This is a genomic window from Sulfitobacter rhodophyticola (assembly GCF_041281685.2).
Classification (GTDB): Bacteria; Pseudomonadota; Alphaproteobacteria; order Rhodobacterales; family Rhodobacteraceae; genus Sulfitobacter.
In genome coordinates, this window is sequence record NZ_CP166251.2 from 3,823,429 (window position 1) to 3,842,909 (window position 19,481).

General features: G+C 62.1%; 15 protein-coding genes and 1 tRNA gene. 10 read left to right on the forward strand and 6 right to left on the reverse strand.

Annotation, left to right across the window (positions count from 1 at the left end; translation table 11 throughout):
• Positions 1-38 precede the first annotated feature (38 nt).
• Positions 39-1,436 (forward strand): siroheme synthase CysG, encoded by a 1,398-nt coding sequence (gene cysG / locus AB4X18_RS19865; protein ID WP_370401693.1) that lies wholly within the window; start codon positions 39-41, stop codon positions 1,434-1,436.
• A gap of 530 nt (positions 1,437-1,966) precedes the next feature.
• On the opposite strand, the gene AB4X18_RS19870 is transcribed toward cysG, so the two are convergent.
• From AB4X18_RS19870 to pdxH, 5 genes are all read right to left on the reverse strand, one after another.
• Positions 1,967-5,629, reverse strand: a complete 3,663-nt coding sequence (locus AB4X18_RS19870) for a vitamin B12-dependent ribonucleotide reductase (RefSeq protein ID WP_370401694.1) — start codon at positions 5,627-5,629, stop codon at positions 1,967-1,969.
• Positions 5,630-6,268: 639 nt separating this feature from the next.
• Positions 6,269-6,345, reverse strand: a tRNA-Pro gene (locus AB4X18_RS19875).
• Between the two features lie 95 nt (positions 6,346-6,440).
• Positions 6,441-6,905, reverse strand: a complete 465-nt coding sequence (locus tag AB4X18_RS19880; protein ID WP_432817441.1) for a DUF192 domain-containing protein — start codon at positions 6,903-6,905, stop codon at positions 6,441-6,443.
• Between the two features lie 5 nt (positions 6,906-6,910).
• Positions 6,911-7,417: a cold-shock protein gene (locus AB4X18_RS19885; RefSeq protein ID WP_370402547.1), complete on the reverse strand. Its 507-nt coding sequence runs from the start codon at positions 7,415-7,417 to the stop codon at positions 6,911-6,913.
• 152 nt (positions 7,418-7,569) lie between these two features.
• Positions 7,570-8,175 carry a pyridoxamine 5'-phosphate oxidase gene (pdxH, locus tag AB4X18_RS19890; RefSeq protein ID WP_432816951.1) on the reverse strand — a complete coding sequence of 202 codons (606 nt, stop codon included), beginning with the start codon at positions 8,173-8,175 and terminating at the stop codon, positions 7,570-7,572.
• Positions 8,176-8,418: 243 nt separating this feature from the next.
• Between pdxH and fabI the strand changes: the two genes are divergently transcribed.
• The 9 genes from fabI (at position 8,419) to AB4X18_RS19935 (ending at position 17,552) form a co-directional block, all read left to right on the forward strand.
• The gene (fabI, locus tag AB4X18_RS19895; RefSeq protein WP_370401695.1) at positions 8,419-9,225 is read left to right on the forward strand and encodes an enoyl-ACP reductase FabI; all 807 of its coding nucleotides are present in this window, start codon (positions 8,419-8,421) and stop codon (positions 9,223-9,225) included.
• Between the two features lie 10 nt (positions 9,226-9,235).
• Entirely contained in the window at positions 9,236-9,838 is a 603-nt protein-coding gene (locus AB4X18_RS19900) for a LysE family translocator (protein WP_370401696.1), read from the forward strand.
• Positions 9,839-9,843: 5 nt separating this feature from the next.
• Complete coding sequence (gene gpt / locus AB4X18_RS19905) at positions 9,844-10,365, forward strand: xanthine phosphoribosyltransferase (RefSeq protein ID WP_370401697.1); 522 nt, start codon at positions 9,844-9,846, stop codon at positions 10,363-10,365.
• A gap of 143 nt (positions 10,366-10,508) precedes the next feature.
• Positions 10,509-11,687: an aminotransferase gene (locus AB4X18_RS19910; protein WP_370401698.1), complete on the forward strand. Its 1,179-nt coding sequence runs from the start codon at positions 10,509-10,511 to the stop codon at positions 11,685-11,687.
• Between the two features lie 64 nt (positions 11,688-11,751).
• Entirely contained in the window at positions 11,752-13,593 is a 1,842-nt protein-coding gene (locus AB4X18_RS19915; RefSeq protein ID WP_370401699.1) for a peptidylprolyl isomerase, read from the forward strand.
• Positions 13,594-13,599: 6 nt separating this feature from the next.
• The gene (trpE, locus tag AB4X18_RS19920) at positions 13,600-15,111 is read left to right on the forward strand and encodes an anthranilate synthase component I (RefSeq protein WP_370401700.1); all 1,512 of its coding nucleotides are present in this window, start codon (positions 13,600-13,602) and stop codon (positions 15,109-15,111) included.
• Between the two features lie 2 nt (positions 15,112-15,113).
• Positions 15,114-16,154, forward strand: coding sequence for a succinylglutamate desuccinylase/aspartoacylase family protein (locus AB4X18_RS19925; protein ID WP_370401701.1), 1,041 nt, complete (start codon positions 15,114-15,116; stop codon positions 16,152-16,154).
• Between the two features lie 54 nt (positions 16,155-16,208).
• Positions 16,209-16,709, forward strand: coding sequence for an aggregation factor core (locus AB4X18_RS19930; protein ID WP_370401702.1), 501 nt, complete (start codon positions 16,209-16,211; stop codon positions 16,707-16,709).
• A 78-nt stretch (positions 16,710-16,787) separates the two neighbouring features.
• Positions 16,788-17,552, forward strand: coding sequence for an SDR family NAD(P)-dependent oxidoreductase (locus AB4X18_RS19935; RefSeq protein ID WP_370401703.1), 765 nt, complete (start codon positions 16,788-16,790; stop codon positions 17,550-17,552).
• 186 nt (positions 17,553-17,738) lie between these two features.
• Here AB4X18_RS19935 and AB4X18_RS19940 read toward each other — a convergent pair whose 3' ends face one another.
• Positions 17,739-19,367, reverse strand: coding sequence for a divergent polysaccharide deacetylase family protein (locus AB4X18_RS19940; protein ID WP_370401704.1), 1,629 nt, complete (start codon positions 19,365-19,367; stop codon positions 17,739-17,741).
• Between the last annotated feature and the right edge of the window lie 114 nt (positions 19,368-19,481).

The following is a 19,481-nucleotide window of genomic DNA, read 5'->3' on the forward strand; positions in this document are numbered from 1 at the left end:
TTGGGCGGCGCACGTCACCAACAAGAAAGCCTGAACGCATGAAAACCTTTCCGATGTTTCTTCAGATGTCCGGTCGCCGCGTTGTCATCGTGGGTGGGGGCGAACAGGCCGCACAAAAGGCACGGCTGATCCTGAAAACGGAGGCCGAACTGGTTGTCTGCGCCCCTGAACTGGACCCCGAACTGGCCGGACTGGCTGCGCAGGGCCGGATTACGCACAACACCGGGCCGATCAACCCCGACAGCTTTGCCGACTGCGCGCTTGTTTTCATCGCGTCCGGTTGTCCGGGGATCGACATGGCAATGCATGCGCTGGCAAAGGACGCAGGCGCCACCGTCAATGTCGTGGACCAACCGCAGCTGTGCGACGCGATCACACCGTCGATCGTGGACCGGGACCCTGTCGTTGTCGCTATTGGCACCGAAGGGACTGCACCGGTGCTTGCGCGGCAGATCAAGACCAAGCTGGAAGGCGTGCTTGAACCAAGGCTGGGGGACCTCGCCGCCCTTGCAGGTCGCATGCGCGCCGCTGCATCCGCGCGGCTTGCCCCGCGCGTGCGGCGTGATCTGTGGCGCTGGGTTTTCAACGACAGCCCCCGCCAGATGTTCGCCAGCGGCGCGGAGCGTGAGGCCGCCAAGCTGATCAAGTCCGCCATCGAAACCGGCGACTTCGGCGCAGCCCGTGGCGGCAGTGTCAGCCTTGTCGGTGCAGGTCCCGGCGCAAGGGATCTGATCACCATGCGCGGCGTGCAGCGTCTGCAGGAAGCGGACGTGATCTATTATGACAGGTTGCTGGACCCCGAAATCCTTGAACTGGCCCGCCGCGATGCCGAGCGTGTGTATGTGGGCAAGGCCCCCGGTTGCCACAGTTGGCCGCAAGAACGGATCACGCAGACGCTGGTCGCGGCAGCCAAACGCGGGCAACGGGTTGTGCGGCTCAAATGCGGTGATCCGGGTGTTTTCGGGCGCAGTACAGAAGAAATCGACGCCCTCCGCGACAGCGGCATTCCCTTTGAGGTCGTTCCGGGCGTCACAGCCGCCTGTGCAGCCGCAGCGACCGTCGGTCGGAGCCTGACCGACAGGGGGCACATTGATACCGTTATCCTGACCACCGGGCATCGCCGTGACGGCCATGTTGTGCCCGATGCGGTCAAGGACCTCAAACCCGGCACCTGTGTCGCGCTTTATATGGCGGTTGGCGCGGCGGCGCAGATCGTGGACCATTTACGGACATCTCATCACGGATGCCCGCTTGAGGTGGAGATCGTCGGCAAGGCCCAACGTAAGGGGGAGGTCGTTGCCACCTGCAAGCTCGACGATCTGCCAACGGTCCTGGCCGCACATGGGATTACAGGCGAAGCGATGGTTTTCATCCGCTGGCCCCGCGCCGCGCAGGTCAGTCAGGACAGCCCGCGCCCCCGCCTTGCAACGGCATAGGGGCGACTGCAGGAGGCCCGTGCCACCTGTTTCATGACGAGAGGCCCCGCCACCCAAACGGCCGACGCCGAAAGAAGAAAGGGAGAGCTGAAGCTCTCCCAAAGTCTCGCCGTTCAAGGGGGTGGTCGCAGACCGCACCCTCCCCTGACAGAACCTTTGTCCTTTACAAAGGTGGAGTCAGCCTGCTGCCCGCACAAAAAGAAGAAAGGGAGAGCCGAAGCTCTCCCAAAGTCTCGCCGTTCAAGGGGGTGGTCGCAGACCACACCCTCCCCTGACAGAACCTTTGTCCTTTACAAAGGTGGAGTCAGCCCGCTGCCCGCACAAAAAGAAGAAAGGGAGAGCCGAAGCTCTCCCAAAGTCTCGCCGTTCAGGCTCAATATGTTAACCGCTCGATGTTTTATTGCCTGCGGCCTGAACGTCGTCAGGGGGCGAGCGCACCCGCCCCGTGTCCGTCGTCCCGGCCTTGGCCGGGGCGACGAGTGGGTGGCAGTCGTTCGCTTGCGAACGATGAGAACCCACCCGGTATCCTATCAGCTACACCCCGACGTCCCGCCGCAGGTGTTGCATTTCATGCAGGTGCCGTTGCGCACCAGGGTGAAGTTGCCGCATTCCCCACATGCTTCGCCCTCGTAGCCCTGCATCTTGGCTTTGGTCCGTGCATCCAGCCCCGTGGTGCTGGCGGCGATGGCTGTGCCGGACGCGCCGGATGCCATGGCCACGGCAACGGGTGAATTCGCCACCTCTGCCACGGCCCCGGCAAGGGTTGAGACGTTGTCAACATGCCCGCCCTGCAGCACGACCAGTTCCTGCGGCAGGCGGTTGCGCAGATACCCGGTGGAACTGATCTGTTTGAGAACCTCAAGCGATTTGGTCGCGGCGGTTTCTGACAGTTCGGACAGGTTGGCGACGTTTTCCTCTTCCTCGCCCTTGCCCAGATCATCGAATGTGGCGCCTTCAGGCTTCACATGCGCCAGATCGGTCCGGTCGAGGTAGGACACGGCCAGTTCGCGGAAAATGTAGTCCAGGATCGATGTCGCGTTGCGGATCGTCTCGTTGCCCTGCACCATGCCAGCGGGTTCGAACTTGGTGAAGGTGAAGGCATCCACGAACTCTTCCAGCGGCACGCCGTATTGAAGACCCACGGAAACCGCGATGGCGAAGTTGTTCATCATCGCCCGGAACCCGGCACCTTCCTTGTGCATGTCGATGAAGATTTCACCAAGCTTGCCGTCTTCGTATTCGCCGGTGCGCAGATAGACCTTATGGCCCCCTACCATCGCCTTCTGGGTATACCCCTTGCGCCGCTGTGGCATCTTTTCCCGGTTGGAGCGGACAATCTCCTTGACGATCACCTTCTCCACGATCTTTTCGGCCAGAACCGCGGCTTTTTCCTGAAGCGAGCCGCTTTCGAGCACTTCGGCCGCGTCGTCATCGTCCTCCACCAGTGCTGCCGCGAGCGGCTGGCTTAGCTTGGAGCCGTCACGGTAGAGCGCATTGGCCTTGATGCCGAGCGACCAGGACAGCTCATACGCCTTCTGGCAGTCTTCGATCGTTGCATCATTCGGCATGTTGATCGTCTTGGAGATCGCGCCGGAGATGAACGATTGTGCCGCCGCCATCATGGTGATGTGGCTGTTCACACCCAGGAAGCGCTTGCCCTTCTTGCCGCAGGGGTTGGCGCAATCGAAGATGCTATAGTGTTCTTCCTTCAGGTGCGGTGCCCCTTCCAGCGTCATGGTACCGCACACGTGGTCGTTGGCAGCGTCGATGTCCGACTTGGAGAAACCCAATGATTTCAGCAAATCAAAGGTCGGATCGTTCAGCTTCTCAACTGGGATGCCCAGTACGCCAGTGCAGAATTCCTCTCCCAGGGTCCACTGGTTGAAGACGAAGCGGATGTCGAAGGCCTGCGCCAGTGCGGCGTCCACCTTGGCCAATTCGCCTGCACCAAATCCGTGGCCCATCAGCGTGGTGTGGTTGATCCCCGGCGCATTGCCGATGGTGCCATGGCCCACGGCATAGCTGACGATCTCTTCGATCTGGGCAGAGCCGTAACCCAGCTTTTCAAGCGCGCCCGGCACTGACTGGTTGATGATCTTGAAGTACCCGCCCCCGGCAAGTTTCTTGAATTTGACCAGCGCGAAGTCCGGCTCGATCCCGGTGGTGTCGCAATCCATGACCAGACCGATGGTGCCCGTGGGCGCGATCACGGTTGTCTGCGCGTTGCGGTAGCCGTGCTTTTCGCCCAGCTTCAGCGCCTCGTCCCAGCAGGATGTGGCCACATCGACCAGACCCGGCTGCGGGCAGTTGCCGTGGTCCAGCGGCACGGGCTTGACGCTGAGCGCCTCATAGCCGTTGCTTTCACCGTATGCTGCGTTGCGGTGGTTCCGGATGACGCGCAGCATGTGATCGCTGTTGCGCTTGTATCCGGGGAAGGCGCCAAGCTCCCCCGCCATTTCAGCGGAGGTCGCATAGGCGACGCCCGTCATGATCGCCGTCAGCGAACCACAAAGCGCGCGGCCCTCGTCACTGTCATAGGAGTAGCCCATGTTCATCAGCAAGCCACCGATGTTTGCGTACCCCAGACCCAATGTGCGGAAGTCATAGGACCGCTGTGCAATCTCCTTGGAGGGGAACTGCGCCATGGTCACGGAGATTTCCAGCGTCACGGTCCACAGACGGGACGCGTGCATGTAGTCTTCGACATTGAACACGCCGTCTTCAAGGAAGGTCAAAAGGTTCATGGAGGCCAGGTTACAGGCGGTGTCATCCAGGAACATGTATTCGGAACAAGGGTTTGAACCCCGGATCGCGCCGTCTTCAGGGCATGTGTGCCAGTCGTTGACGGTGTCGTGGTACTGGATGCCCGGATCGGCGCAGGCCCATGCGGCATGGCCCACCTGCGCCCAAAGATCGCGGGCCCGGATGGTCTTGGAGACTTTGCCGGAGGTACGGTCGATCAACTCCCAATCGGCGTCTTTTTCGACGGCGGTCAGGAAGGCGTTGGTCACCCGGATGGAGTTGTTGGAGTTCTGGCCGGAGACGGAGTTATAGGCTTCAGAGTCCCAATCCGTGTCGTATGTGGGGAACTCTATGCTGGTGTGGCCCTGCTTGGCGTAATCCAGCACGCGCTTGACGTAAGTCTCCGGGATCGCGACCTTTTTCGCGGACCGGATCGCTGCTTTCAGCTGGTCGTTCTTGGCGGGATCATACGCGTCGGCTTCGGCACCGTCCCAGCCTTTGATGGCGGCGAAGATCAGGTTCAGCTTCTCTTCGTGCATCTTGGAGCCAGCGACGATGCTCGCCACCTTCTGCTCTTCCAGCACCTTCCAGTTGATGAAATCTTCGATGTCGGGGTGATCTGCGTCCACAATCACCATCTTGGCCGCGCGGCGGGTGGTGCCGCCGGATTTGATGGCCCCTGCGGCACGATCGCCGATTTTCAGGAAACCCATCAAACCCGATGACTTGCCGCCGCCCGACAGCTTCTCGCCCTCTCCGCGGAGCGATGAAAAGTTGGTGCCCGTGCCCGAGCCGTATTTGAACAGGCGCGCCTCGCGAACCCACAGGTCCATGATGCCGCCATCGCCCACCAGATCGTCGGCAACTGACTGGATGAAGCAGGCGTGTGGCTGGGGATGCTCGTAGGAGGATTTGGAACGCGTCAGTTTACCGGTCTTGAAGTCAACGTAATAGTGACCCTGCGCCGGACCGTCAATGCCGTAGGCCCAGTGCAGGCCAGTGTTGAACCACTGGGGGGAGTTGGGGGCCGCGCGCTGGGAGGCAAGCATGTGCCGCATCTCATCGAAATAGGCGCGCGCGTCTTCCGCGTCGGAGAAATAGCCGCCCTTCCAGCCCCAATAGGCCCATGCCCCTGCCAAGCGGTCGAAGACCTGCTTCGATGACGTCTCTCCGCCCATTTCCGCGCCGTCCGCGGGGACAGAGCGCCACAGGAATTCAGGAACGCCCTTTTCCTTCACGCGCTTGAGTTTGGAGGGCACGCCCGCCTTGCGGAAGTACTTCTGCGCGATGACGTCGCTGGCGACTTGGCTCCAGCCGGAGGGGACTTCGACGTCATCCAGTTTGAACACGATTGATCCGTCCGGGTTCCGGATCTCGGAAACGGTTTTCACGAAATCCAGCTCTGCGTAGGCGTCCTGACCCGGGTTGGTAAATCTGCGTTCAATTTTCATGGCACGTGCCTCATGTCCAAATAATTATCCTGAAGCGCCACGTCATTGCGCGGTCGCCCGTTGCTCACCTTGAGGTCAGGATACGTGACACACCTGTCCGCGCTGATCGCGCGGACTGACCCTTGCGGGCCAATTTCGCCGGTATGAGTCGTCCCTGCCCCCAGACAGGCCGCCATCCATTAAGACTAGATGTTGTGGCCTCGCCCTTGGTTTGCACAATCTGGCGTATCCGACCCTATTCGGTCAACGCCATTTTTTTCAAATTGGCGCATTCTTTGTGTTGACCCGGCAAAGGTTTCTTGGGTCATCCGATCGCGAACTGATTCAACCACCGCCCGTCCCCAGACTTGCACACAGGCCCATTATTGAGACCGGCAGCGATTTTTCAAACGTATGAGGGGCCTTAGCGAGACGGCAGTTGCCGTCAGGGCAATTCATTAACCCTTTTTCGCCCCCAATCAGCGTCTGAAAAAACTATTTCCGGACCAACGAAATTTTTTTCGGGTGCCCCGGATGACAGGTGGGAACGTGGCAATATTGCCGCAAGGGAAGGCACGCGACACACTATATAGGGGGAAGAACTGCGCCAAATTCGCACATCCCCACAATATGTAGACGATTGTCAATGATGGTTGAAAGTGGTCGGAGCGAGAGGATTCGAACCTCCGACCCCCTGTACCCAAAACAGGTGCGCTACCAGGCTGCGCCACGCTCCGACAGGGGCCTCAATAGCGAGGGTTGCAGGAATTGAAAAGCCCCAGATTGGACCAAGCGTACAAGTTCATGCGCTTGCCCATAGCTGGCGCGGTTTTCAACCGTCGCAGGCCCACACCGCATCGGGGCCGGTAAAGGCGGGATGGCGCATCTGGCTGCCCGGAACAATCCCCATCCGCCGTGCCAGCCCGCCGTTGACCTCAAGCACCGCAAGTATGCTGTCGCCGCCAAAAATGGGGGTTTCATCCAGCGGTTTTGCCTGATGATGGATGTGCTGCACAATGCCGCGTGCATCCACGAACAACATGTCCAGAGAGATCAGCGTGTTGCGCATCCAGAAAGACGCCGGCTGCGGCTGCGGATAGACAAACAGCATCCCGGCGGAGCTTGCCATGCTTTGACGGTGCATCAGGCCCTGCGCCTGTTCCTGCGGGTCATCGGCAATCTCGACCGTGAAACGGGCCTGCCCCCAGTCACCGCGCAGTTCAACCACGTCCTCGCGACAGGCCGCCCAGAGCGCTGACGGCAAAACCGCGCAGCACATCGCAATACCGCGCAGCATTCTGATCATGCGTCGTCGTCTTGATCCTGAACGAGGACCGTTTCCCATGCCTGCACTTCGGCCGCCATGGACCCTCGCTTGCCTTCAATCACCCGCATCGCCAGCGCTTCGCCGGGTTGCAGGTCCGACAGGCCGGACTGGCGCAAAACCTCGATGTGCAGAAAGACATCCTCGCGCTTGCCAAAGACATTGGCGAAACCGAACCCCTTGGATTTGTCGAACCATTTGACCCGTGCCGGTTCAAGCGGCGCCGCTAGTACCTGTTCGGCGTCCATCCCAACGATATCCGCCAGCGCTGCGGCCTGCGACCCTTCGGGCGGCTGGATGGAGGTCACCGACGTGGCCTGCACCCCGCGTTCGGTACGCTGCGCCAAAAGCTCGATCCGGGCACCGTCCGCGACGGAGCTTTGACCGAAGTTGCGCAAGACATTGACGTGCAGCAAAATGTCGGGCCCGCCTTCGTCGGCGACGACAAAGCCGAACCCCTTTACCGGGTCGAACCACTTGACCATCCCACTGACGGCGCGCACGTCGTCTGCGTCATCATCAATCGGATTGTTTTCATTCTCAGCCACGTCAGTCCTTTTTTTTCTTATTGCCGATGTTCCTTGCCGGTCTGCCAATGGACAAGGATCGGTTCTTCATTTTGTCTTACCCGGTGATGTTACGGGTTCAGGCGGGTCACCTCCCACGGCGTGCCGGCAGACTGCCTGCACCATCGGAACCGATCATGCAAGCGCGCTTCGCCATCTGACCAGAATTCCATCTCTAGGGGCACCAGCCTGTAGCCACCCCAGAAGTCTGGTCGCGCAGGGCGTTCGCCCAATTCACCCGTCAGCCTCTGCACTTCGTCCATCAAATCCTCGCGGCTGCCCAGCGGTTGCGACTGGCGCGACGCCCAGGCCCCGATCCGGCTGTTAAGCGGACGGCTGTTGTAATAGGCATCCGCCTGCGGCCCGTCTTCCCGCGATATCAGGCCGCGCGCGCGAATCTGCCGCCGCAGGGATTTCCAGTGTATCCCGATTGCCGCCTTGCCCGCCTGATCCATTTCCTGTGCCTTGGGGCTGGTGTAATTGGTGTAGAAGACGAAGGCGTCTGCCTCGATCTCCTTGATCAGCACCACCCGCGTGTTGGGCATGCCATCCTTGTCCACGGTTGCCAAAGCAGCCGCGTTCGGATCGTTTGGTTCGCTTTGCGCGGCTTCTTCAAGCCACTGCTGTGCGATCACAAACGGATCATCGCCTGAAAACGCTTCAGCGCGCTCTGCCATCTTCGCTTACCGTCCTGGTCACTAATCGTCTTTGAGAGTCAAATCACTTCTCTTCTAGCGCTAAACCAATTTGGCCTGTCCAACAACCCAAAGCTGACATGTAAGGTTACCTTGACAAGTCCGACTTGTCGCCGGTTTTGCCGGGTACGCCGCCGTTCAGCCCCTGCGGTTCCGCTCTCTTGATGGCGCAGGCGCAATGGCATAGACCACGGGGAGTTTTTCCATATGGGCAGGGGCGGCGGAATGGCAAACAACCTTATGCAGGGCAAGCGCGGATTGATCATGGGGCTGGCCAATGACAAGTCAATCGCATGGGGCGTTGCACAGGCGCTGGCGGACGCGGGCGCGGAACTGGCATTCTCATATCAGGGGGAGGCGCTGAAAAAGCGGGTCGATCCGCTGGCCGCCCAGCTTGGCAGCGATCTGGTCCTGCCCTGCGACGTCGGAGACGAGGCATCGATGGACGCGCTTTTCGACGGGCTGAAGGCGCGCTGGGACAACATTGACTTCGTCGTGCATGCCATTGGTTTTTCTGACAAGAACGAATTGCGCGGCCGCTATGTCGATACCAGCCGCAGCAACTTCGCGATGTCGATGGACATCTCCGTCTATTCCTTCACCGCGATTATGCAGCGTGCTGAGAAGATGATGTCAGCGGGGGCCAGCGCGCTGACGCTGACCTACTATGGCGCGGAAAAAGTGATGCCGCATTACAACGTGATGGGCGTGGCCAAGGCCGCGCTGGAAGCAAGCGTCAAATACCTCGCGGAGGATCTGGGCAAGGACGGCATCCGCGTCAACGCGATCAGCGCGGGGCCGATCAAGACGCTGGCCGCTTCCGGCATCGGCGATTTCCGCTACATCATGAAGTGGAACGAATACAATTCCCCGCTGCGCCGCAATGTGACAACCGAAGATGTCGGAAAGGCCGCGCTGTTCCTGTTGTCCGATCTGGGGTCAGGAACAACGGGCGAGAACCTGCACGTGGACGCAGGCTATCATGTGGTGGGCATGAAAGCGGTCGATGCGCCCGACATGGCCAAGGGATGAGCCTGCGCTGATGGACCTCCAAAGCCTCATCGCCTTCAACCTCGTTCTGCTGGCCGCGCTGGCCAGCCCCGGTGCGGCGATGCTTTACGTAATCAAGACCACCGTTTCTGCGGGGCGTCTGGCTGGCATTCTGACCGGGCTGGGTCTTGGCACGGCAGCAGCCTGTTGGACGCTTGCGGCGTTTCTGGGGCTGGAAAGCCTTTTTGCCCTGTTTCCCTGGGCCTATACCTTGCTCAAGATCGGCGGCGCGCTTTACCTGATCTGGATCGCAGTGCAGACCTGGCGGCACGCGCGCGCCCTGCCCGCCGACGCGCCCACCCCAAAGGCGCGCAGCGTCATCGCCGGGATGCTGGTCAACTTCGGTAATCCCAAGTCCATGCTGTTTGCCGCCGCCGTGATCCTCGTGGTTTTTCCAGCGCCGCTGGACTGGCACCAGATCGCCCTTGTCGTGGCCAATCACCTCGTCCTTGAAATCCTGTTCTACACTGTCTTTGCGACAATGCTGAGCCTGCCCGCCGCGCGGCGGGGGTATCTGCGGCTCAAACCCGTGTTCGACCGGATCGCGGCCACCCTTCTGGGGGGCTTCGGTCTGAAGCTCATGATCGAAAGGTAACCCTCATGTCCGACAACAGGCTTCCCCATGAAAAAGGGTTCCACATCAGCTGGGACCAGATCCACCGCGACAGCCGGGCGCTGGCGTGGCGGCTTGATGGCAAGGGCCCCGACAAGGGCGGATGGCGTGCGGTGGTGGCGATCACGCGCGGCGGCATGGCCCCGGCGATGATCGTGGCACGGGAACTCGACATTCGCACGGTCGATACGATCTCGGTAATCTCCTATCATTCCGGCGGCGGCAAGGCTGACCAGCGCCGCGAGGCAAAAGTGCTCAAATCGCCGGACGCCGAGATGATGGGCGACGGCACGGGCATCCTGATCGTCGATGACCTTGTGGACAGTGGGAAAACGCTGGAACTGGTGCGCGAACTATACCCGCAGGCGCATTTCGCGACCGTCTATGCAAAACCGGAAGGCGAACCCCAGGTCGACACTTTCATCACCGGCGTATCACAGGATACATGGATCTTCTTTCCGTGGGACATGGCGCTGCAATACGTCGAACCCTACCGCGGGAAGGACTGATCCGCCAAAAGAGTCCAATGCCTCTGGCAGGGTTTTTAGGGCCATTTGGAAGTTATGTGGCACCGTCCCGCCCCTTCCAAATGGTTCAAGAAACCTCGCCGAAGGCCTGAAATCCTACTTTCCGTGCCGCATGGAGCCCCGATATGACCCTGACCCGCACCGCCGCCACCTTTCCGCCCCCGGTGATGGAGGCGCGTCGCTGGCTGGATGGTGTGACATTTCCGGCAGAGCGCCCGTTGATCAACGTAAGCCAGGCCGCGCCGGTTGATCCGCCCCCGACCGCCCTGCGCCAGGCCATTGCGGAGGCCGCCCTGACCCGCGACGCAGCACACGTATATGGCCCGGTTCTGGGGATGCCGGACCTGAGAGAGGCGCTTGCCGATACAACGTGCAAGATCTACGGGGGCGACGTGCGCGCCAATGATGTGGCCATTACCTCGGGCTGCAATCAGGCGTTCGCGGCAGCCATAGCAGCACTTTGCGGTGAGGGGGATGAGGTGATCCTGCCCACGCCCTGGTACTTCAATCACAAGATGTGGCTGGACATGGCAGGGGTTGAATCAGTGCCGCTGACGACGGGCGCAGACCTGTTGCCGACCCCGGATGCCGCTGCTGCGTTGATCACCGACCGCACCCGCGCGATTGCGCTGGTGACACCGAACAACCCTGCGGGCGTGGAATACCCGGCCGATATGGTGATGGCTTTTGCCGCCCTCGCTGCGGAGCATGATATCGCGCTGATCGTCGATGAAACCTACCGCGATTTTCACAGCCGCTCCGGTCCGCCGCATGATCTGTTCCAGAACCCCGACTGGCGCGACACGCTGGTCCATCTGTATTCGTTTTCAAAGGCCTACAGGCTGACCGGGCACCGCGTGGGCGCCATGATCGCCAGTCCGGCATTGTTGGCGGAGGTGGAGAAGTTTCTGGATACCGTCGCCATCTGTCCCGGCCAACTGGGCCAGCACGCCGCGCTTTGGGGCTTGCAGAACCTTGGTCAATGGCTCGCCGGGGAACGGGACGAAATCCTCGCCCGGCGCGCGGCCATTGCCGCGAACATGCCAAAGCTGGAGGCGCAGGGTTGGAGCCTGCTGGGGTTGGGAGGGTATTTTGCCTATCTTGAGCATCCCTTTTCGACGTCCTCGGCTGATCTGGCACCGGATCTGGTGCGGACCGCGGGTATACTCTGTCTGCCGGGCACCATGTTCCACCCCGAAGGTGCTGAAAGCGGGGCGCGACAGATGCGGATCGCCTTTGCGAACCTCGATGCTGCGGGCATCTCGCTGCTTTTTGACCGGCTGGCCGCCCTGCCCGCGACCTAACCCTCTTGCCGCCACGCAGCAGACCGCCTAGACACTGCAAAACAAGGCAATCGGGGAGGCCAGCATGGCCAAGGGCAACAGCATTTCACGCGGCGCGATGTGGGTTCTGATGGGACTTCTGTTCGTCGGTCTTGCAGGCTTTGGCGCGACCAACCTCAGCGGTAACCTGCGGACCATCGGCACCGTCGGCGACAAGCCCGTGATGGTGGATGCCTATGCCCGGCAATTGCAGAACGAAATCCGCGCGATCGAGGCGCAGACGCGCGAACCGCTGCCCTTTGCCCAAGCGCAGGCCATCGGGCTGGACCGCGCCGTGTTGCAACGGCTGGTGCAGAACCGTGCGCTGGATCATGAGACGACGCAGATGGGACTGTCCATCGGGGATGAGGCCCTGCGGGAGGAAATCCTGCAGATCCCGGCCTTTCAGGGGGTGAACGGGGATTTTGACCGTGAAAGTTATCGTTTTGCCTTGCAGCAGGGCGGCGTGACCGAGGCGGAGTTCGAGACTTCGCTGCGCGAGGAAGCGGCGCGCAGCTTGTTGCAGGGTGCCATTGTCGGTGGCGTCAAGATGCCCGACACCTTTGCGCAGACGCTGGTGTCCTACGTCGGCGAGGAGCGCAGTTTCACCTGGTCGTTGTTGGGCGAAGCTGACCTTACGACCCCCATCGCGGCCCCGACGACCGAAGAATTGCAGCGCTATTATGACGACAATGCCGACGCCTTCATGTTGCCGCCCACCAAAGTGATCACCTATGCCTGGCTCAGGCCCGATGCGCTGCTGGATGAGATCGACGTGCCCGAAGATGAGCTGCGCGCGGAATATGACGCCCGTGCCGATCAGTACAACCAGCCGGAGCGGCGATTGGTGGAGCGGCTGGTCTTTGCGGATGAAGACGCCGCCGATCGCGGTGCGGCCGCACTGGAAGTGGAGGGTGCCACCTTTGACAGCCTGGTCGAGGCACGCGGGCTGGCCTTGCAGGACGTTGATCTGGGCGATGTAAGTCGGCTGGAACTGGACGCGGCGGGCGAAGCGGTCTTTGCCGCCGAGGTCGGCGATGTTGTCGGCCCCCTGCCCAGCAGCCTTGGCCCGGCCCTGTTCCGCGTCAACGGAGTGCTGCCTGCGCAAAGCACCAGCTTTGAAGATGCGCGCCCGACCCTACAGCAGGAGCTTGCCTCCGTGCGCGCCGTGCGCGCGGTCGAGGCCCGTGCACAGGACCTCGATGACCAGCTGGCCGGGGGCATCACGTTGGAGGCGCTGGCCGAAGAGACAGAGATGACCCTTGGCACGCTGTCATGGGATGAAAACAGCAGCGAAGGCATTGCCGCCTACGGCAATTTTCGCGAAGCGGCTGCCGCCTTGAGTGCAGGGGACTTCCCCAAGATCGAACAGCTTGAGGATGGCGGCATTTTTGCCATGCGCCTGGAGGAATCGCTCGACGCCCGTCCAAACCCTTTCGAAGAGGCCCGCGCCGATGTGGCCGCCGCATGGAAGGCCGAACAGATCGTTGCCAACCTGACGGCGCAGGCCACGGCGCTTGTGTCCGGGCTTGACGGTGCTGTCGCCTTTCAGGCCGCCGGTCTGGATGCGGTGGTGGAGACAGAGATGCTGCGAAATGCCTTCGTCGCGGACGCGCCGGAAGGCTTCATGGAACAGGTTTTCGCGATGGCAGAGGGCGATGTCACCGTCCTGCCCGGTGACGGACAGGTCGCGATTGTCCGGCTTGATGCGATCACCCGCGCCAGCGAAGACGACGAGAGCAATGCATTGCTGGAACAGGTGTCGGATCAGATCAGCCAGAACCTGGCGCAGGACATCTTCAACATCTACGCAAATGACGTCGTCACCCGCGCCGTACCGCAAATTGACCAGCGTGCGCTGCAAGCCGTGCACGTCAATTTCCCCTGACGCATCATGGCACTGACCCCTGAATTCGAAACCTTCGAGGCGGCTTATGCCGCAGGCAAGCATCAGGTCGTCTATACCCGTCTGGCCGCAGATCTGGACACACCCGTGTCGCTGATGCTCAAGCTGACGGGGGCGGCAGAGAATGCCTTTGTGCTGGAGAGTGTGACCGGGGGGGACGTCCGCGGGCGCTATTCGATCATCGGGATGAAACCTGATCTGATCTGGCGCTGCCGGGGAGAGACATCCGCCATCAACCGCGCCGCCCGCTTTGATGCGGATGCGTTCGAGGATGTGCCGGGCAATCCGCTGGATGTGCTGCGCGACCTGATTGCCGAAAGCCGCGTGGACCTGCCGGAGGACTTGCCGCAAGCCGCGGCAGGGCTGTTTGGATACCTTGGTTACGACATGATCCGGTTGGTAGAGCATCTGCCGGATGTGAACCCCGATCCGCTGGGCCTGCCCGATGCGCTGATGCTGCGGCCCTCCGTGGTGGCGGTGCTGGACGGGGTGAAGGGCGAGGTTACCGTGGTGTCGCCTGCATGGGTCACGGACGGTCAGTCCGCACGCGCGGCCTATGCTCAGGCCGCCGAACGGGTGATGGACGCGGTGCGTGATCTGGAACGCGCCATGCCCGCCGCAACCCGCAGCCTTGGCGATGAGGGCGAGGCAGCAGAACCTGTGTCGAACTTCACCCGCAAGGGGTACAAGGCGGCGGTGGAAAAAGCGCGCGACTACATCGTGGCGGGCGATATCTTTCAGGTGGTGCCAAGCCAACGCTGGGCGCAGGGGTTCACCCAGCCCCCGTTTGCGCTTTATCGCTCGCTCAGGCGCACAAACCCGTCGCCGTTCATGTTCTATTTCAACTTCGGCGGCTTCCATGTGGTTGGTGCATCGCCTGAAATCCTTGTCCGGGTGTTCGGCAGGGAAGTCACCATTCGCCCCATCGCCGGCACCCGTCGACGCGGGGCAACGCCTGAAGAAGACCGCGCGCTGGAAGCGGAATTGCTGGCAGATGAAAAGGAACTGGCGGAGCATCTGATGTTGCTGGATCTCGGCCGCAATGACGTGGGCCGGGTGGCCAAGATCGGCACCGTGCGCCCGACCGAGGAATTCATCGTCGAACGCTACAGCCACGTGATGCACATCGTCTCCAACGTCGTGGGGGAATTGCACGAGGACAAGGATGCGCTTGATGCCTTCTTTGCGGGCATGCCTGCCGGCACCGTCTCTGGCGCGCCCAAGGTCCGCGCGATGGAAATCATCGACGAATTGGAGCCGGAAAAACGTGGCGTCTATGGCGGCGGCGTCGGGTATTTCAGCGCGGGCGGCGACATGGACATGTGCATCGCTCTGCGCACCGCCGTGATCAAGGATGACACGCTTTATATTCAGGCGGGCGGCGGCGTGGTCTATGACAGCGACGCGGAAGCCGAATACATGGAAACCGTGCACAAATCCGGCGCGATCCGGCGCGCGGCAGCGGATGCGGCGCGGTTTGACGGGTCGGGGCGGAACTAAGCGTGCCGACGCAGAAGTCCTTTGAAATCAACGGCCAGATCATTGCCCCCGGTACCCGCGCCTCCGTCACCCTGCCCGTGTCCACCCTGCCCGACCATACGCCAGTTGGCCTGTCTATCGAAGTGCTGCACGGCAAACGCGCGGGCCCCACGATGTTCGTCAGTGCGGCGGTGCACGGCGACGAGGTGATCGGGGTGGAGATCGTGCGCCGCTTGCTGCGCTCCCCGCAACTCAGCGCGCTCAGGGGCACCTTGATGGTGATCCCGGTCGTGAATTCCTATGGGTTTCTCAGCCGCTCGCGGTACCTGCCGGACCGGCGGGATCTGAACCGCTGTTTTCCGGGGCATCCCTCCGGTTCGCTTGGCTCCCGGCTGGCACATATCTTTCTCAATGACGTGGTGCTGCGCTGTGATTTCGGCGTGGATCTGCATTCCGCCGCGATCCACCGGACGAACCTGCCGCAGGTGCGGGTGTCTCCGGGTGATGTGATCACCGGTAAGATGGCGATGGATTTTGGCGCGCCTGTGGTGCTGACATCCCCCCTGCGCGATGGGTCCTTGAGGGCCGTTGCCGCACGCAATGGCGTGCCGGTTGTGCTGTATGAAGCCGGTGAAGGCTTGCGGTTTGACGAGATGGCGGTGCGCGCGGGCGTGGCGGGCATCCTGCGGGTGATGCGCGGGCAAGACATGTTGCCTGCAAAGGGCATCGCGAAGGCCAAGTCGGCACCACATCTTTGCACCAACTCCCACTGGCTGCGCGCCCCTGCGGGTGGCCTGCTGCGCACCTTTCGGGCGGAGGGCGAAATGGTTGGCAAAGGCGATCTGCTGGCCAGCGTTTCCGATCCCTTCGGCGCGGCCGAGACCGATCTGCTGGCGGACACTGATGGTATTCTGATCGGCCGGGCGATCCTGCCCGTGGTCAACGAGGGTGATGCGGTTTTTCATCTGGCGCGGCTTTCGCCGCGCGCGGATGAGGCAACGGTGGATGATCTGGCCAGCCAGCTGGAAAGCGACCCGATGTTTGACGAGGACGAAATCATCTGAGGCTTGCTGGATCACGCCTGCGGGCTACCCTTGTGACAACCAAGGAGAGCCCTGATGATCCGCCTGACCCTTTGTACCTTGATGCTGAGCGCCACCGCCGCCGCTGCCGACCTGACCGTCCGCTTTGAGGAAGGCGCGCCCAAGGACCGCTTTACCTTGACAAACACCGGCGATTGCGCGCTGCCCGCGATGGTGGTCACGCTTGATCTGGGCACCGCCCCAGCCGGGTTGATCTTCGACGTCACGGGCGCGGGGGCGGGTGTGCAGGTGTTCCAGCCGTTCGAGGTGGTCGCTGGTGCCGATGCGCTGATCGAAGTGCCCCGCGTGCTTGACGGTGACACCGCGGTGCGTTTGCGCCTGAGCGGGTTGGCGGCAGGGGCCGATGTCGCCTTTACCGTCGATGTGGACGACACCGGAGGCGGGCGCGAGATCACCGTGACCGGGTCGGAGATCGCCGGGGCCAGCCTGCGCGTGGCGTTGGGCGGCGGGATGCAAAGCGGCGTGATGGATGCGACCGCACGGGCGACGGTGCCGCTGGATGCTTGCACATCGTAGCGACTGCTGGGTCAGCGGGCCGGGTTTGGCAATTCGTGGTATGATCGCGGCGATCACAAACCATCGAATGAGGTCGACATGATACAGGATTTCTCTGGAAAGCGCGTGCTTGTTACAGGTGCGTCCCGTGGGATAGGCCGCACCCTTGCCGAGGATTTCGCGGCCCGGGGCGCGCGTGTTGCAGTGAACTTTCAACGCTCAGCCGATTTGGCGGATGAAGTGGTGACCGGGATTACTGCTGCGGGGGGCAATGCCTTCGCCGTTCAGGCGGATGTGGGAGTGGGCCAGCAGGTTCAGGGCATGTTTGACGACATCGAGGTCCGAATGGGCGGAATGGATATCCTTGTGAACAACGCGGGCATCAACCGCGACGCGCCAATTGCGGAAATGACCGAAGAGGATTGGGATACCGTCATCGCGACCAATCTCAAGGGTGCATTCCTGTGTTGCCGATCAGCCGTGCGATTGATGCAATCCGAAAAGATCGACGGCGGAAGGATCATCAGCATTTCGGCCATCACGAGCCATGTCGGTCGCGAGAACGCTGCGAACTTCTGTGCCTCCAAGGGCGGGCTCGACGCGCTGACACGGGCACTTGCGGTGGAGTTGGGGCCAGGGATCACCGTCAATGCGATCGTGCTGGGTTTCATGAACAGCCCCCTTGCCCGCGCCGTATTCACCAAAGAACAGATCGCTTCCGCTCAAGCGCGTATCCCCGCAGGGCGACTTGGCGAATTCTCGGAGGTTTCCGCATTGGTGCGGTATCTTGCGTCGGGCGCTGCCGCCTTCCTGACCGGTCAGGCAATCGGTCTGGACGGCGGCCAGATCATTCGCATGCCGTAACGCCGATCATGGTCGTTCCTCAATGAGGCTGCAGAGGAGCAAAGCGCCACGCGCTGCATCATGCAGGACATTGCTCATACCCAAAATACTGCCCGGCACCGGCAAATGGCACAGATGTATTCTGATCAAAGACGGGATGAAGCGCGCTTCTACCCGTTCATTAACCGCATCGACGGCTGCCGGTTCTCAGGGCTCCCGCTTCAGCACCGCTGATACAGGTGCCAGCGCCACCGAACTGGCCCGGTCCTGCAGTCCCCACAGCAACAGCGCGGAGATCGTATCGGGGCGCATGCGGCCCAGCATGACCACCGCCCCTTCCTGTCCGGCCTTGAACGCGGCCTGATCAAGGAAACGCCGGATCACGGTGGCGGATTGATCATTATTGTCGAAATCGCGGAAGACCGGTGCGGCGGGCACGTTTTGCTTGCGTGCAAGTTTTGCCATCGTGTTCAGCCCGCGTGACTGGGTCAGCAAGCCGTGGCCCGTCTGGGCAAGGATGGCGCTGACCTGATCGGCCAAATCGCGGCTTTCCTGAAAGCCGGTGCCCGTCCCCTCCAGCACGCCTACGACCTCCGGCAGCGCCGGCAGGATCACACCGAGCGTGGTCTCCGCATCCACCGGCTGTGCGCCGGGCGGCAGGTCGATCATCGCCAGCACTTCGAAACCCTCGGCACGATAAAGTGCCATCCGCTCTGCCGCGTCGTCCATGCTGCTGTCCACCGCAAAGCTGAGCGGATAGGGAAAGCTGCGCAGGGCGGCGATGCCGGCAGACCCGGCCGTGGGTGTCGTGCCATCGTCGATGAGCACAATGCTCATCAAGGGCCGTTCTTCGGCCACTTCGAAAGGCTGTGCGAAAACATCGACGGGACGCGCGCTGTCTGTGGCTTGCCCCTCCGGCGTCGCCGGATCCGCCTGCGATGGTTCGGTCCCGTCAATGGTGTCGGTTGTCTGGGGGCGATTGATGGTCACCCCGGTGTCGCGGTTCAGCAGGGAGGCCGCCGGGGTCCCGACGGCGGGTCGCGCCACTGCGACCTCGGTGTCGTCGGCGGGCGCCGTTGCTTCGGCCTCCACGGGTGTGTCGGTATCAGGCTCGGGGTCCGTTGCTTCGGCGATCTGTGGCACCTTGGCAGGCGCTGGCGTGACGGCCGGTTGAGCCGGAGCTTCGGCAGTTTCGGTCTGTGCCGCCGGATCAGGGGCCTCCGCCTCCGTGACGGGCGCGACGTCAGCTTGTGGTGCCGGTGTCGGTGCGTCTGTCTCCCCTTCGGCGGTTGCCGTCACCGGTTCATCCGCTGCGTCCGTGGCCTGCGTCTCGCCTTGGGTGTCTTCGGTCAGCGCCGTCTGATCGGTTTCTGCCGGGGGTGCGGGCGGCGTGGCAGGTTCTGTCAGAATGGTCGCCCCGGTATCGGGCGCAGGCTCTACAGGGGCATTGGCCTGCGGTGTTGGCAACACCGGCGCATCCGCGTCCGGGGCGCTTGCGATCTCTGTGCTGTCTGCCGGGGGATCAAGGCTTTCTGCGCCGCCTGTGGTCGGTACCGCCGCAGGTGTCTGCGCGCTTTCGTCGATCATTGCCACGTTATCAGGATCAGGGGCAAGCGCCTGCTGGGCGACGCTTGGTGTGACGGGCGCACGATCAGGCGTGCTGGGGGTCTTGCCGCTGCCCGGCTCTGTCACCCGCTGCGGGGCTTGCACCGTGCCGGGGGCGGCATCGCCGACTTCGGGCGGGGTCAGGGGCGGGGCCAATGCTGACACCACGCCCAAAACGAATGTCGAAACCACTCCACCACCAAGAACACCGGCCAGAAATCCGCGTGCCATCCGATCCACTCCTGCTCATCTGCCGCGCGTTGGCGGCCTATTGTCCTTATCTTGGCCTGCAATTGCCCGCGCCCTTGACGCGGACGGACAAGCCTGAACATGTAAGGCGATATA

Excerpts from the sequence above, each read along its gene's own strand:
- cysG (WP_370401693.1), top strand. The coding sequence starts at position 39 with ATGAAAACCTTTCCGATGTTTCTTCAGATGTCCGGTCGCCGCGTTGTC.
- AB4X18_RS19870 (WP_370401694.1), bottom strand. The coding sequence starts at position 5,629 with ATGAAAATTGAACGCAGATTTACCAACCCGGGTCAGGACGCCTACGCA.
- AB4X18_RS19880 (WP_432817441.1), bottom strand. The coding sequence starts at position 6,905 with ATGCTGCGCGGTATTGCGATGTGCTGCGCGGTTTTGCCGTCAGCGCTC.
- AB4X18_RS19885 (WP_370402547.1), bottom strand. The coding sequence starts at position 7,417 with ATGGTCAAGTGGTTCGACCCGGTAAAGGGGTTCGGCTTTGTCGTCGCC.
- pdxH (WP_432816951.1), bottom strand. The coding sequence starts at position 8,175 with ATGGCAGAGCGCGCTGAAGCGTTTTCAGGCGATGATCCGTTTGTGATC.
- fabI (WP_370401695.1), top strand. The coding sequence starts at position 8,419 with ATGGCAAACAACCTTATGCAGGGCAAGCGCGGATTGATCATGGGGCTG.
- AB4X18_RS19900 (WP_370401696.1), top strand. The coding sequence starts at position 9,236 with ATGGACCTCCAAAGCCTCATCGCCTTCAACCTCGTTCTGCTGGCCGCG.
- gpt (WP_370401697.1), top strand. The coding sequence starts at position 9,844 with ATGTCCGACAACAGGCTTCCCCATGAAAAAGGGTTCCACATCAGCTGG.
- AB4X18_RS19910 (WP_370401698.1), top strand. The coding sequence starts at position 10,509 with ATGACCCTGACCCGCACCGCCGCCACCTTTCCGCCCCCGGTGATGGAG.
- AB4X18_RS19915 (WP_370401699.1), top strand. The coding sequence starts at position 11,752 with ATGGCCAAGGGCAACAGCATTTCACGCGGCGCGATGTGGGTTCTGATG.
- trpE (WP_370401700.1), top strand. The coding sequence starts at position 13,600 with ATGGCACTGACCCCTGAATTCGAAACCTTCGAGGCGGCTTATGCCGCA.
- AB4X18_RS19930 (WP_370401702.1), top strand. The coding sequence starts at position 16,209 with ATGATCCGCCTGACCCTTTGTACCTTGATGCTGAGCGCCACCGCCGCC.
- AB4X18_RS19935 (WP_370401703.1), top strand. The coding sequence starts at position 16,788 with ATGATACAGGATTTCTCTGGAAAGCGCGTGCTTGTTACAGGTGCGTCC.
- AB4X18_RS19940 (WP_370401704.1), bottom strand. The coding sequence starts at position 19,367 with ATGGCACGCGGATTTCTGGCCGGTGTTCTTGGTGGTGGAGTGGTTTCG.